Below are 13678 nucleotides of genomic sequence, written 5' to 3' on the forward strand. Positions count from 1 at the left end.
GAGCGAAGGACGATGAAGGCCTCGAAGTTCTCGGACGCCCGGAAGGCGTTCATCCTGAAGCAGGGCAACGATGGCGTCCCGGCTGCGAAGATCTTCCGCAAGGTCGGGATCAGCCAAGCGACCTACTTCAACTGGAAGAAGAAGTGTGACGGACTGCTGCCGACGGAGATGCCGCGCTTGAAGCAGCTCGAGGCCCAGAACGGCAAGCTGAAGAAACTGGTCGCGGGCCTGTCGCTCGACAAGGAGATGCCGCAGGACGTGATCCGCCGAAGGCTATGAGGCCTTGCCGGAAGCGCAAGCTGGTTGACGAAGTCCGCAACGAATGGCAGGTCTCGATCCGCAGGGCCTGTGCGGCGTTTTAGTTTGACAGGTCGACCCACCACTACAAGTCCCGTCGCTCCGGCCAAGCTGCCCTCGAGCAGAAGATCAAGGAGACCTGTCATGCCCGCATTCGCTACGGTTATCGCCGCGTTCACGTGCTGCTGCGTCGTGAAGGATGGGCGCCGTGCCAGAACAAGACCCGGCGCGTCTATCGCGAGTTGGGCCTGCAATTGCGCAACAAAAAGGCCCAAGCGCCGCGTCAAAGTCAAGCTGCGCGATGATCGCAAGCCGGCGACGCGATCCACGAGACCTGGGCGATGGACTTCGTCCATGACCAGTTGGCAACAGGACACAAGCTTAGCGTGCTGACAATCGTCGATATCTTCTCACGGTTCTCACCGGCGCTGGCGCCACGGTTCACCTTCCGCGGCGCCGACGTCGTGGCGGTGCTGGAAAGGGCCTGCAAAGAAGCGGGCTTCCCGGCCACGATCCGCGTCGATCAAGGCAGCGAGTTCGTGTCGCGCGATCTTGACCTGTGGGCCTACCAGCGCGGCGTCATGCTGGACTTCTCGCAGCCCGGCAAGCCGACCGACACGGATGTTGTAGACAAGCCCTATGTTGCAGAAGCCTTGCTGTGTCGGGATCGCGGCTTTGGCCGCCAATCTCGTATACTCCTTCTCGGCGCATTCCACGCCTGCTCGTTCCTCAGCCCTCTTCGCGGGGATGTTGTATCATAGGCCGATCCACGCTTGGCATGGCTGGTGGGTAGTCCAGCGCGCAGTTCGATGCTCCGGAACTTGTGCGCCAGCAGGGCCGGCCTCGTCCAGATTTAGTCAGTGCTCTTGGTCAGCATATGCCAGATGATCATCGCCAGCTTCCGCGCCGTCGCGACTGCCGCGATGTGCTTGCCGCGTCGTGCAGCGACACGTTGAAGGAATGCACGCAGCGGTCCCGCCGAACGGGCTACAGCCCATGCTGCTTCGACGAGCATTCCGCGAGCTTGGCCGCAGCCCTGCTTGGTGATCCTGCCATGGTAGGGGCCCTCGCCAGACTGCCTGACGCTCGGGTTCAGCCCCAGGTAGCTCACCAGCCTGGTCGGATCGGCAAAGCGCCGAATGTCGCCGACGGCACCTATCGAACCGCGGCGCTCGCAATGCGCGCGGCATCCAACACTTGGCGGCCGATTTCGGTCACTGATGAGCTCATCTGCTCAGTGGCGCAGGCAACCGACTCTAGGTTAGCCGAAGCCTTCTCGGAAGCGACAAAGACTACGGTATTGCCGGCCAACTCGGCACTGGCGATCGCAACCGGCGTACGAAGACCCACCATCTCATTGACGGTGGTTGAGACTCCGCTAACTGCGAAAACCGCATATCCGAATGAGAGCGCTATGATCGCACATTCCGCTGCAAAACCCGCAATCAGCTGACCACGAACGCGAAGCATCAACTTGGCAAACATCCAGAACACTCCACGGTCTTCAATTGCCCGCGGGCACCGTAAGAGAAGAAATTTAGAATCTCGTTAGCCAAAAACTCGTCCATGCCAGGTCAATTCCACACAAAATCTGTCACGTCTCAACGCCACGAAATTTGTCTCGATCGAGAGGGGCAAAATTTGCGACAATTTTGCGCTTGCAGACCATGTAGATTCTGCGAGGAGGCTCGCTCCGTGAGACCTTGGACAACCCGCCTCTTCCGAGTCGTGTGATCTGAAGTACGCTGCGGTCGTCTCTCTCCGGCGTTCTCCGGAACGCGACCATGGATGAAAGCGCTCTGCTGGCGATGATCCAGCTCGGCCCAGAACCCGTCAGTCGCCACGAGCACTGGCGTGTCGTCCAGCGCAATTGAACAGAAAGCTGGCTCGACGAATTCTCGCGAGCGGAAGCTTCGCGTGAGGCGATGACGACCGCTATCGTTCGCAAGGTCGCCGATCGTCATCTGCGACACCGAGTTGGCAAGCGTGTGCGGCTGGGTTAGCCAGGACATCGGACCCGCCGGCGCCTGACGGCCAACCAGGCAATCGCCTGCGTGCAGAACGAGAGCTGTTTGAGCAGCGCCGACATGCATCAGAAGGTAACTCGCCGAATCCCTCCGAAACTGTTTCGACAGTTTAGCATGCGTCGCGCGAAGTTGAGCTGTGAGAACCCCCGCGGTGATGTTTTCGTCGGTCGACACGTACCAATCGACCATCCGACGCGCAATCTCGTGGGCAAAGGCTCCGCTCTCTGCTCCAGAGGTCGAACCGTCGAGCACTATGGCGAGGGCCGACGTCTGGCGTATGCCGATCCCGGCGCAATCCCGGTTGTCGGTCGTCCTCGTTCCCTGCTGGCTGTGCCATTGGATTGCAAACGCCATATCAGCCGTTGCCCAACTGGCTCAATGCAACGAATCGGTCGCGAACAATGTCAGCACGCCCCACCGGGCCGCGAATATTTCCTTCGAGGAAATGATCGAAGTCGCGATCTGCGAGCAGCGCTCCGAATTGCTCGGCAATGTATGAGCTAATGTCTGCATCGGAGGCGGCAACTTCGTCAAGCAGTTCCTCCCGCCCGTCGACGAGCAGGAGAATGTCCTCGGCGTCGCGGCTGCCGATAAGGTCCCACTACCTCTTCCGCGATAAGCCTCCAGCTTCGTTGCGATGAACAAGGGCGGCGTGAGGCGACGAATCGTAATGGCATCATCCAGGGGCGTCTCAACAGCTGTTTCGATGCCCTTTGCGTACCAACGATTGCTGAAACCGAGGATCTTCTCGTCGTCGGGCATGAAATCGACCTTGAGTTCATTAAGCTTCATCCGACAGATGACATTGTCCTCGGGTGTCTCGGAAAAACCCTGCGTTCGCAACTGATCCACCAGCTTTGCCCACTCCGGGAAGCCGACGAGATCCACGATCAGGTCGACATCATCTGTCGATCTGACTCCTTCGAGGGTGACCGGATCCGTTATGTAGAGAGCGGTTGTGCAGCCTCCGACGAAGACCAATCGCGCACGCAGCTCATCGCCGAGTGCGCCGGCGACTGTCTTCAGCATTTCCTTGAGATGCCCCTGGATGGTCACCCTAGTCTCTCCTTGAGCAAGTTGGCCGCGAGACTCGCTTCGCGCTGATTGCCGAGCCGTATTGCGTCGACGAGAGCCAGATAGGCATAGAGGCGATCATCCCTCTCGGCGGCTTTCGGCACAGTCTTGAACAGCGGCGCGACGGACTGCCCCATCTCGCGGCCGCGCGCATAAGGCCAAACATGAATCAGGCTACCCGCGCTGTAGAGTAAGTCCTTCAGGACCGGGGCGGCGAATGCCGTTGGCATGCCGCGCTGCATGGGACCCGGGCTTGCCGGAAAAACGAACTTCAGGCCGTATGTGATGAAGTCGCGCAGGTTCCTGCGATTGGGATCGGGACGGCTCGTCATCGGGCGCTTAATTGCCATACCCGATGCAAGGCTGCGCTTGATCGAGGCGGCGACTTCGGTTTTGCTGATTCCGAGGGACGTCTCGAGTCCCCGCACCGAGTATGGGTCTTCGCCATCTTGGCCAAAGGGGCCTACCCCGCCGGCGTGCTCATGATCCTGCAAGCACACGAGCTTCAGCAGGACGACAATATCCTGACTTTTCATGGGTTCCGCGCGCATGTCCTCTGTCCTAGGACTGAGGACAGTATGCGTGCAGACGGGTGTCCGTCAACTGGTCCGAGGTCTTAGGTCCTTTGACCGCTCAAAACGGGCGAGTTCCAGTCAAAGATTCCATCGCAGCTGAGTTGCTTCCGACCGAAATTTACATCATATTTCGGACACGCTCAAGGAGCCGACCCCGGACCTCCGATCGCGGCTCATTGCCCGCATCGACGCGGCACCCACAGAGGTATGGACAATTTCGCCGACTTCGGAAGCCGTGCGACCGTCGACAAGGCGTTGCAGCGCCTGGTCGTGGCTGGCGAACTACGCCGCTTCGATCGTGGCCTCTACGACCGGCCGCGAAAGAGCAATTTCACGGGCAAGCTGGGAATCCCCGACTATCGCGCCGTCATCAAGGCCGTGGCGCGCCGCGACCAAGCCCGCGTCGTGGTTGACGGGATGACTACCGCGAATGATCTCGGCTTCACCAGGGCCGTCCCATCGCGCATCGAGGTCCTGATCGACGCCCGCCTGAAGCCGATCATCCTTGGAAAGCAGGTCATCCATTTCAAGTCGGCAGCGCCCAGCCGTCTCTATTGGGCCGGACGTCCAGGCATGCGCGTCGTGCAGGCGCTCTATTGGATGCAGGACATGATGACAAGTAGGTATGATCGACAGCCAATAGTGAACCTCCTGAACAGACTGTTTGCAAATCCGCAGCATGGAAGGGTGATTCGCGACGATCTTCGCGCAGGTCTGTCAGCTATGCCGATCTGGATGCAGGATTTCCTTAGGCCCTTGCTCGAGCGTGACGACGCCATACCGGAGGATGGCTCGTGAGCAGCGCAGCTTGCAAGGAGGTCATCCGGCGAGAAGTTCGATCTTTTCTTAACGACAGCGAACCGGCCTCGTGCGCCGATCGACGCGCTCGCGCGTGACTATGCGAACATGACGCCAATGATCTTGCGGCGGGGCTTCGGTTCGAGCACATCCTGGCGTCAATGGAAGAGATCGAGCGCGCGGCGAAACAGGCTCCGATGATGGGATCAAGTCATGGATGAGCCTCCGGAGAATGTTCCGCACGACTGCCCGATCCCGCCACGATCGAGGCGGTCCTCGCCCGTCTTCCGATCGGAGCTAACGAAACGGCGCTGGCGGCCGCGCTGACAGAGACGTTTGCTGGATTCCCATTTTCGACGGCGGCCATCGATGACCAGTATTGGCGCGACAGACGCTCGGTGATCGCCGCTGACGGGACACGGATCGCAGAATACCGGTCGTGGATGGAAGCCGAGCTTGCCAAGAACAACGGCGACATCGGCGCGCTCTGGACGCGATTGCGCCAGAGCGATCTTCAGACTTCTGAATGGCGCGGTAAGACGGTCTACGCCTTCGCGCCGACTGGATCGGGCGCGGCGGACTATGTGCAAATCCGTCTCGGCCGGGAAGTCGAATCGCGTGCGGGGCCGATCGTCAATCGACGTACCGCCCTTGGGGCAAGGACGAATTACTCGATCCGTCATGGATCACGCACGAAGAGATGTCCGACAACAAGGTCATCGCGGGTCCGCTCTATCGGATGCTTGGGCGCGCGGGCAGCAGCGTCATCTACGTTCGGAGTTACCTTACGCGGTGCGCCCGACTCGAGCGCGAGAGGCGCGAGGCGCAGCGGCCGGAGATGGAACGTCGTGCGGTGCGTGAAGTGACACGGGAGGGCACAACCGAGACGCCGTTTCTTGAACTGGTGCCGGACTGGTTCGAGTTCGTACCGCGGGAGAACCGTTTCTTCCAGGACTGGGACGAATCGAGCGCCTCGGCTGAACGCGTCTACGCGCACTGGGCCCTCGATATTTGCGACTACGACCACAAAGGCACGCGCGAGGTTGGATTTGTGCCGCGTCCCCTTCATCTGCCGGACGAGAGGCTTGGCGTGGGAGGTGCGTCCGTCCATTTCTTGATGGACCGCGTGGAAGCGATCGACCGTGAAGTCGGCGTTCCATTCGGCTGGTTTTTTCTGATTACGCATGGCAATCGCGTCGAGCCGGAGGTTGGTCAAACCATCGCCAAGGGCCTCCGCGATCAGCGTGTCATCTTGCCCAATCGGGATGCTCGAGTGCTTCTGCGCTGGGCCGAACGGCCGTATGGATTCTAAGAGGACGACGGCTGCGGGAAGCTGGCTTTGCTCGACTTGTCGGGACGGATGTCCGTTGCAGGTCCTGCGATGATATCGACCGCGTCCTCGTTAGAGCGTTTCACATTTTGATTGAAGCATAACCTGAGTTTGCGAAGTAGTTGGCGCATTCGCGGGGCTGGACCTCCTGGACGAGGTGACCGATATGGCGCCAGGTGTCCTCGAGGGTGCGCTTCTGGGCTTGCCGCATCCAGTGTTTGATCTTGGAAAATGCCTGCTCGATCGGGTTGAGGTCGGGCGAGTATGGCGGCAGGTACCAGAGCCTGGCGCCAGCCGCCTTGATCATCTGTCTGACAGCGTTCGACTTGTGGCTTCCGAGATTGTCGAGAATGACGATATCGCCCTCGCGCAAGGTCGGCAGGAGCAGGTGCTTCACGTAAGCGCGGAAGCATTCGCCATTGATCGGGCCGTCGAAGACGAAGGGTGCCGTGAGTTGTCCTTGCAGTAAACGATCTGCGTCTTCGTCGGATGCATCTGAAGTCCGCACACTTCCAGCCTCGCTTGAAGCTCCGCCTTAATGGCTTCTGCTTCTTGCTCGGTCCGGCAGTGCACCAGTCCGTCATCGGCATACCGACACCAAGGAAGGTCGGGATGTGTCCGCGCCATCCAGAGATCAAACGTATAATGCAGGAACAGATTGGCCAGTATTGGGCTGATCACGCCCCTTGAGGGTTCCGCGGATCCGCTCAACGAGCTTCCCGTCCTTTTCCCTTGATGCCGTCAGCCATCTTTCGATGTAGAGCAGCGCCCATTTGCATTTCACGTGTCTCCGGACCGCCTTCAGCAAGAAGATCATGCGGGAGATTGTCAAACAGTCCTTTGATGTCGAACTCCAGGACCCAATCATATTTCCAGCACCGCTGACGCGTGACGCCCACGGCGTCCAGAGCCGATTTTCCTGGCCTGTGACCGTAAGAGTCCGGCAGGAAGATGGATTCCAGTTCCGGCTCAATCATCCGTTTGACCACCATCCGATCGCTGATAGTGGGCACACCTAAAGTCCTTTCGCCGCAGGTCTTCTTTGGAATGGAGACGGCGAGCACCGGAGGTGGAAAGTACACCCCCGACGACATCCGATTCCAGATCTTGTAGAGATTCCCTGCAAGGTCTTTCTCGAACATCTCGAAGGTCTGTCCGTCCACTCCAGCCGCTCCGCGATTGGATTTGACCGCCTTGTACGCTTCGTACACTCGCCGCTTCTCAATCGAGAACGGCTTGTTTATCGCACTGTTCGAAGTCATCCTGTTTCCAGTTGGTCCAAGAGTACGACTACCTGACCCGATCCCTTTGCTCCGTCCCCATTACAGGGCCCTCAACGCTCCTACGGATCGGTCCGCCCCAGTCTCTTGCATCGGTACTCCCGCCTCGCGGTTGGCACCGCTTGCGCTTCTCCCTTGGCATCAAGAGCCTGGTTCCTGCAGTTCCACGCGAAAGCCTGTGTCCGACTCACGCCCCCTCTACGCCGGTCGCCGCCCGCCCAGTCGTCAGGCATCTGGCGGACGTGTCCCAGGTTGACGAGACGGTCCTGGTTTTGACGACACTTGAATTAATAACGACGCGTCTCAGGAGGGTTCACTTTCGTTCGTCTTTCGGACACTCACCTGCTCGGTATATTCCGAACTTCTGATCCGACGCTCACCACCACAGCTCTTTACCGCAGCAGCTCGGATTGGTTTGAGACCCGCCCCTGAAAGCTGATCTCGGGGGCCCGCCCCCATCTTTCTCGCAGCTTCACCATCGGTCTTAGTTCATTTGAACTCCTTCCGCTGTCTGCAGCACACTCTCATCGATGAAGACGAGCCGGCCCGGATCGAGCCCGGCCTGCCAAGATCGCCAACGCAGGCGCCTACGAGAGACGTCGGCGCGAGCCTGTTCGAGGGCGAACAGTGTTCTTTTGAACCGCAGCCCCTCCCGGCGCAGGAACAGCCAGACTGCGTTGTGTGAGACCTTGACCCCACGGGCTGCCAGCTCTGCCTTCAGACCATGCAGCGTCAGGTGCGGCGTCTCGGTGATCCGCTCGACGATGAAGGCCCGGTGCGGATCAAGCACAGGCTTGCGGTGACCACCCATCTTGCCGGGGGCTACCGAGCCGGTCGCTCGATAACGCTGAGACCACTTCACGACTGACGAGACCGCAACGCCAAACCGTTCCGCCACAGATCGGCAGCTCTCACCCTTGGCAACAGCGGATACCGCGCGCTTACGCAAATCGTTGGAAATTGGTCGGACCATCAGATGCTGGCCTCCAGCCCAGCCAGCATCTTGAATCATATTCGCCCCAGATCCGGGATCCCTTCCGATTCAATAAATCTGTGAACCGCTCTAGGTCGGAGTTCGACCCGTACGGAGCCTCCGTTTCCAACATCCTCCAATGCGGCTTTCCAGACCCGCCGTATTGCCCGGCCGAGTGTGGCGGGATCAACTGGACAGTCTGTGACGAGCGGAACCATGACATTGCCGGTCACGCCGGCCGCTTCGTAGGCTTTGATGATCGCGAGGGTGGCGCGAGAGGCGGCGACCACTGACATCGCTTCGACGAGATCGAGGGGGACGATGCCGTTGGTTTTCGGTGTCCGGACGATGGGGATTGTGGCTGTTTCGATCGTCAAGTTCGCGTCCGCGCTCGATTGGTCTGCATCCTAGTATCGGTTGGCCATAGTGGTGCAACAAATCTTTGCGTGTCAACCCCCGGTAGTGATACCGCCCTGCGCAGTAGGGCCGCGTGATGCTGATCGATCGCGCAATGATGTATTGTCGTGTGGATGCGCCGTCGGCGGCTCCATCACCGGGGCACCGAAGGTGCGCTCGATGGAAATTATTGCGGAAATCGAGCGCGTGGCGCGAGAGGTATATTGCGGGGCGATCGGCTTCAACGGGCACATGGACACGAACATTGCGATCCGCACTGTCACGATCGACGACGACCTGGCCGTATTTCATGCCGGCGGTGGAATAACGGTGCTGTCGGACCCAGAGGCCGAATCGAGGAGACGCTCGCCAAGGCTCAGCGGATCTTTGATGCATTTCGTGCTGAAGCAGCTGGTGCACTTTGATTGCCATCATTGACAACTACGATTCCTTCGCCTTCAACATTGCCCGCTATTTCCGCGAGCTTGATCAAGCAACGGAGGTCGTCCGAAACGACTTGGCGAGCATCAGCGATCTTGTTGGCCTCAAGCCGCGCGCGGTCAGCCTTGTACTCAAGTTGCCGGTCCTGAATTTGGATCCGCAAGGAACATCGCCGCTGCCGGACCTTCAATTCGCTGGACTGATAAGCGTTCACAGGGTAAGTGCCGGCAAAGGGGGCAAACGTGAACGAAGACTCACCGGCACCGCGTGACATTCATCTGCTTACTACCGACACACTGCTCGCCGATTTGATCGGCGGGCGAGCCGTCGCTGTCGCCGCGGGCGACCATCTTTCGATAGACTCAGACGATGCCCGCGCGGTGTTGGATTGGTATCGCCGCAATCGGGGCAAGTGGGCCGGTAATCTTTCCGCAGGCGACGTCGAGGCAATCATCAACGTCATTGGGACGGAGCCGCCGACGCTGGAGACCGCGGCTGATGATGGTCAAGCTCGCACTGTCAAAGTGTTGCGGCTGGTAAAGGTCGTCGCACACCGGTTTGCTGGGCTGCACGTTTACGGTCGTTCCACCGCGCCTCCCGACACGTTCGTCTTCGAATCTGGCAAGACTGTCACCTAGGGCGCCGATGGTTCGGGCAAGACGTCCATCGCCAACGCCATCGTCTGGTGTTTGACCGGTCACCTCATCCGCTCCCAGCGCCCACCCGAGGAGGGACCGACCGAGTTCGTTTGCGAGGCCGCGCGCAACGACGACACGGTAACGACGCACCCGATGTCGGCAATCACGCCTATGCCACACAAAGCTAGCGATCTGCCTGCGGACGGCGAGGCGATTCCAGCCGACAGTTGGGTCGAGCTAACCTTCGTCGACGCCCACGGTGACCCGCTGCCACCCCTCCGCCACCAGGAGGGCCGCACCCCGCGCGGCAAGATCACCGAGACACCGCCCGATCTCGACGCAATCGGCATCGACCCAATTGCCTCGCGCATTGCGACGACCATGCCCGCGCTGCTGCCGTTTCTGGCGGTCGGCTCTACGTCGCAACTCGGCGAGGCAGTCGCCCGCCTGACCGGCCTCGCTGACCTCGTCGATCTCGCCAAGCATGCCGGTAAAGCGTCCGAGCGGATTGCCAAGCGCACGACCAAGGAACTCGAAGCCCAACGCATCAGTCGTAGAACGCTACCAGCAGGCTGCCGACGACCTCGCCGGCGCCGTCGCGGAATTTCCCGCCATCGCATTCGAAGGAGATGCACCTGCGGTCGATGCTGAGGATTCCAAAGGCGGAATCCAGAAGATCAATGAGCATTTCGCGGCCCTGAAGGCGACGGCACTGGCCAAGGCGCGCGAAGTATTGGGCGAACAATTCAACCCCGAGGACAAGAAGGCCCGCGACGACCTCGAGGCGAGCATTCGGCCAGCCATCGAACAGCTATCGAAGCATCTCAGCGAGTTGCCCTCCATCGCGCGGCTCTCGGCCCTGTCGGCGAGCGCCGACGAGATCGCGGTGGTCGCCAGACTGTTGGCGCAGATCGATGCCGAGGCGGCGACGCTGGCCGCGCTTGCTGCGAGCCCCGACCGCGCGCGGCGGGCGCAGCTGTACGCTAGGCTTTCCGCCTGGATGCACGAGCATGGCCATGCCGATGACGGCATGTGCCCGGTTTGCGTCGGCCCGCTCCACGGGGAATGCGATCCGGTTACTGGTAATACGGTCAGCGACCACCTAGCGGAAGCCACGCGAGACCGCGAGGTTATCGCGCGCACCGTCGCCGAATGTCGTCGCACTGGTGCAGTCGCCTCCTCCAAGATCTTCCGCCTACCCTCGCGAAGGAAACCCGCGGCGACTTGCCAGGGTCACCCATCGACTTATTGAGAGCTGGATTGATTGACGAACTGTTCGGGACGGAATCGTTCCGCGGTGCGCTATCGGCGCTTCGCGCCGATGCTTCGGCGCTCGTGGATGAGCGCCTCGCGACTTTGCCTGCCTTCGAAGAACCGGACACTCGTGTGCTGCCTGCCGTATTGGTGACTGGAACGACGGCGTTGCAGCGGATAGTCGACCGCACTGTGCGTGCGTTGGCGTTCGCCGAATGGCGCGGAGCCAACGCCGCAGCACTGAAGAGTTTCCTCCAGCCGTTCGGCGCGGCCAGGACGGTGCCGCCGACGCGAGCCGGGCGATCGGCCGCCGATTGTCATCGCTGCTCGCGATCGTTGAGGGCGTCGCGCCGCTTAATACCGCGATCGAATATGTTCGCCGGATAGAAGCCGCCCGCGTGGAACATGCATCGAAGCAGGCGCGTATGGACGCCTGCTGCAGGGCCGTATCCGCGCTTGATCTGCTTGTGCCACTCGCCGAGCTCGCCCAGTCTCAGGTTGAGGCGCTACGGGCGAAGCTGCACAACCGGTCGGAGCACTGGCGGCGCGCGATCTACCGCAACGCGACCGGCTTTGCTCCCGACCTTACCGGAACTGGTATGGACGCACGGGGCGTACTTGAGCTCAAGGTCGGCCGCGAGGGCGTGACCGCACCTGCCCAGCATGTCTCCAACGCTTCTGCGCTGCGCGGCGCGCTGCTCGGCTTCTTTCTCGCCTTCCGCGAGCACGTCCTCACAACCCGCGGCGGTCTGTCATTGCTGGTGCTCGACGACCCGCAGAATGCTCGACAACGACAATCGCGAGCGCCTCGCGCGAGGTTTGGCTGGGCTCGCCGAGGCGGGCGCTCAGCTTCTAGTGACCACCCACGATCGCAAGTTCGCCCGCTCGCTCGTTGCCGAGAATCGTGCCGCCGACCGCGTTGAGCATCTATCTGTCCACCCGGTGAACGCGGTGCGGCCGACTCTCATCGTCTCGCCAGCGATCGAGGAGATCGATCGCGGGCGCCACGCGTTTCATATGAACTCCGATTCCGCTTCTGACGCACAGAACTATGCGGCCTGCGCGTCTTCCTCGAATCGCGGCTCGGTGATCTATTCGATGATGTTGCTCATCCCGCGTATGCCACATCGACGAAGCCGCTGACGCTCATCCCTCTGATGGACAAGCTGCGCGGGCTCGTCTCGATCGGGACAGGCGAACTGTTTGCCAATCCGGTCGTCAAGCGGTTCGCGGAGGATACCGCCCTCGCCGAAGGGGCGGAGCCGCGGCGTGTCCTCAACACGTCGCACCACGACAAGGCGTCGATCAGCTACATGGACGTAAAGGCTGTCGAAGCCGACTTCGCGCGGCTGCGGACCAGCATCGAAAAGGTCCACGAACAATTTCGCTTGTACCGGTGGCGCGAGCCACTCGCGCCTTCCGAGAGCAGAACGGACGTCGCGCCCTTGCGGCCGATCATCCGCCCCACCTTTTCCGTTCCGCTCTGCCCAGAAATCGCCGCGTTCGTCGGCGAATTGCCCGTGGGCGGGACGCAAGATGTTGCTGTCGAACGGCTTAGTGGCGAATGGTTCGAGGGCAAAGCGCTCTTCTACGTCCGCGGCGACACGTTGGGCTTTGCTATCCCCGGCGGCGCGGTCGCGATCGTCGAGGTTGAACCTTATCCTGGCCGCGACCAACATCTTGTGATTGCTCAGTATCGCAATCGAGTGCTGGCACGACGGCTGGTGACGTCACGTGGCGCAATCGGTGTCTCGCTAGCTGCGCAGATGCCCGACCCGCGGACCTCGCGCCCGACACTGACGTTCGACGAGAGCAAGCTGCGCGTGCACCGCATTGTCGGCGCAATCTTCACCGATATGCCGCCGCCGCCTGGAAGTGGCGAGGCAACGCCTGTCGATATGGTGCCGGAGCTTGCGCACGTCGTCGTCGCTTACCGCGTCAGAGAGGACAGCGCCGTTCCACTCGCGCTTCCCGGTCAGATCATTTTGGGCGGCGCCGAGCTAACAATTGGCTATCTCGATCGATGGGAGAACACACTTGTCGCAGTAACGCTCGATGATGGTACGAGCATTCTCAAGCGGGTCGGTGCCCGTCTGCCCGGTAAGTTGGCTCACCTCCGCCAATTCGAGACGATCGGCGGCCTCGGTTCGTCGATTGTCCTCGCGACCGAGGCGACCGATATCTTCGGCGTGATACCGACCTTGGTCACTGCGCGAGGAGTCGTTGGCGTGCTGTATGATTGCGCGTGATCAGGCGACGGAGTCGTTCGGATCGTTCGCAGGTACACCGAACGCCCGTTTTCTAACAGAGAGTGCAGATAGTCGCCTCACTGCTATCGGCCAGTCTTTGCAGTTCCCGAAATTGAAGTCGCCCGCAATCTCATCCAATTTCAACCTCGCCCATCGAGATCCTAAAGAAGATCAACGCCGCTGCGGTGCTTTGTCGGCGATGCGATTACCATCGGCAAGGCCCCTGCATAGCCGATGGCGGCTTGAGGAATAGCCTCGGCAGCGCGCTCCGCGTGCTGGCTCACCGGCCGGGCTCGTGAACGAGCCCACCCGCCGTCCGGCTTCGATCCCTCGCGCTGATGCCGTC

Annotated in this window: 12 protein-coding genes and 8 pseudogenes; 10 read left to right on the forward strand and 10 right to left on the reverse strand. The window is 60.8% G+C overall.

Translation table 11 applies throughout. The features are described 5' to 3' along the window. Positions 1–12: 12 nt before the first annotated feature. Positions 13–929, forward strand: a pseudogene (locus tag XH91_RS35055) (IS3 family transposase); the annotation flags it as partial. Positions 930–980: 51 nt separating this feature from the next. Here the strand turns inward: XH91_RS35055 and XH91_RS35060 are convergent. The 4 genes and pseudogenes from XH91_RS35060 to XH91_RS35075 all read right to left on the reverse strand — a co-directional run. Next, a pseudogene (locus tag XH91_RS35060) lies at positions 981–1462 on the reverse strand (transposase); the annotation flags it as partial. Further along, positions 1453–1782 carry a hypothetical protein gene (locus XH91_RS35065; protein WP_128929781.1) on the reverse strand — a complete coding sequence of 110 codons (330 nt, stop codon included), beginning with the start codon at positions 1780–1782 and terminating at the stop codon, positions 1453–1455. The gene XH91_RS35065 and the pseudogene XH91_RS35060, both read right to left, overlap by 10 nt. Before the next feature lie 917 nt (positions 1783–2699). Continuing rightward, on the reverse strand, positions 2700–3380 hold the full coding sequence (locus tag XH91_RS35070) for a hypothetical protein (protein WP_308421722.1): 681 nt from the start codon (positions 3378–3380) through the stop codon (positions 2700–2702). After that, positions 3377–3934: a hypothetical protein gene (locus tag XH91_RS35075; protein WP_128930177.1), complete on the reverse strand. Its 558-nt coding sequence runs from the start codon at positions 3932–3934 to the stop codon at positions 3377–3379. The genes XH91_RS35070 and XH91_RS35075 overlap by 4 nt, the downstream gene beginning before the upstream one ends. Positions 3935–4100: 166 nt before the next feature. On the opposite strand from XH91_RS35075, the pseudogene XH91_RS35080 reads away from it, so the two are divergent. Next, positions 4101–4771: pseudogene (locus tag XH91_RS35080) on the forward strand (DUF6088 family protein). A 245-nt stretch (positions 4772–5016) separates the two neighbouring features. Continuing rightward, positions 5017–6083: pseudogene (locus tag XH91_RS35085) on the forward strand (hypothetical protein). A gap of 100 nt (positions 6084–6183) precedes the next feature. Here XH91_RS35085 and XH91_RS35090 read toward each other — a convergent pair. The 4 genes and pseudogenes from XH91_RS35090 to XH91_RS35110 all read right to left on the reverse strand — a co-directional run. Next, positions 6184–6558 (reverse strand): annotated as a pseudogene (locus XH91_RS35090) (IS630 family transposase); the annotation flags it as partial. Beyond that, positions 6549–7363 (reverse strand): annotated as a pseudogene (gene ltrA, locus XH91_RS35095) (group II intron reverse transcriptase/maturase); the annotation flags it as partial. The pseudogenes XH91_RS35090 and ltrA, both read right to left, overlap by 10 nt. A 526-nt stretch (positions 7364–7889) precedes the next feature. After that, a pseudogene (locus tag XH91_RS35105) lies at positions 7890–8393 on the reverse strand (helix-turn-helix domain-containing protein); the annotation flags it as partial. After that, complete coding sequence (locus XH91_RS35110; protein ID WP_128929782.1) at positions 8390–8731, reverse strand: hypothetical protein; 342 nt, start codon at positions 8729–8731, stop codon at positions 8390–8392. The gene XH91_RS35110 and the pseudogene XH91_RS35105, both read right to left, overlap by 4 nt. Positions 8732–8885: 154 nt before the next feature. Here XH91_RS35110 and XH91_RS35115 point away from each other — a divergent pair. The 3 genes and pseudogenes from XH91_RS35115 to XH91_RS39625 form a co-directional block, all read left to right on the forward strand. After that, positions 8886–9175, forward strand: a pseudogene (locus XH91_RS35115) (chorismate-binding protein); the annotation flags it as partial. Continuing rightward, positions 9172–9462, forward strand: coding sequence for a type 1 glutamine amidotransferase family protein (locus tag XH91_RS40020; protein WP_347339917.1), 291 nt, complete (start codon positions 9172–9174; stop codon positions 9460–9462). The pseudogene XH91_RS35115 and the gene XH91_RS40020, both read left to right, overlap by 4 nt. Beyond that, positions 9434–9829: a hypothetical protein gene (locus XH91_RS39625; RefSeq protein WP_206733205.1), complete on the forward strand. Its 396-nt coding sequence runs from the start codon at positions 9434–9436 to the stop codon at positions 9827–9829. The genes XH91_RS40020 and XH91_RS39625 overlap by 29 nt, the downstream gene beginning before the upstream one ends. A 237-nt stretch (positions 9830–10066) precedes the next feature. Here XH91_RS39625 and XH91_RS39630 read toward each other — a convergent pair whose 3' ends face one another. Together XH91_RS39630 and XH91_RS39635 are read right to left on the reverse strand one after the other, a co-directional pair. Beyond that, on the reverse strand, positions 10067–10372 hold the full coding sequence (locus tag XH91_RS39630; protein WP_206733204.1) for a hypothetical protein: 306 nt from the start codon (positions 10370–10372) through the stop codon (positions 10067–10069). A gap of 4 nt (positions 10373–10376) precedes the next feature. Continuing rightward, complete coding sequence (locus XH91_RS39635; RefSeq protein ID WP_206733203.1) at positions 10377–10517, reverse strand: hypothetical protein; 141 nt, start codon at positions 10515–10517, stop codon at positions 10377–10379. A gap of 45 nt (positions 10518–10562) precedes the next feature. Between XH91_RS39635 and XH91_RS39640 the strand changes: the two genes are divergently transcribed. From XH91_RS39640 to XH91_RS39655, 4 genes are all read left to right on the forward strand, one after another. Then, the gene (locus tag XH91_RS39640; RefSeq protein ID WP_206733202.1) at positions 10563–11081 is read left to right on the forward strand and encodes a hypothetical protein; all 519 of its coding nucleotides are present in this window, start codon (positions 10563–10565) and stop codon (positions 11079–11081) included. Between the two features lie 8 nt (positions 11082–11089). Next, on the forward strand, positions 11090–11470 hold the full coding sequence (locus XH91_RS39645) for a hypothetical protein (RefSeq protein WP_206733201.1): 381 nt from the start codon (positions 11090–11092) through the stop codon (positions 11468–11470). A gap of 393 nt (positions 11471–11863) precedes the next feature. Next, positions 11864–12226: an ATP-binding cassette domain-containing protein gene (locus XH91_RS39650; RefSeq protein WP_206733200.1), complete on the forward strand. Its 363-nt coding sequence runs from the start codon at positions 11864–11866 to the stop codon at positions 12224–12226. A 14-nt stretch (positions 12227–12240) separates the two neighbouring features. Then, complete coding sequence (locus tag XH91_RS39655) at positions 12241–13332, forward strand: hypothetical protein (protein ID WP_206733199.1); 1092 nt, start codon at positions 12241–12243, stop codon at positions 13330–13332. The last annotated feature ends 346 nt before the right edge of the window (positions 13333–13678 follow it).

This window comes from Bradyrhizobium guangzhouense (genome assembly GCF_004114955.1).
GTDB classification, from domain to species: domain Bacteria; phylum Pseudomonadota; class Alphaproteobacteria; order Rhizobiales; family Xanthobacteraceae; genus Bradyrhizobium; species Bradyrhizobium guangzhouense.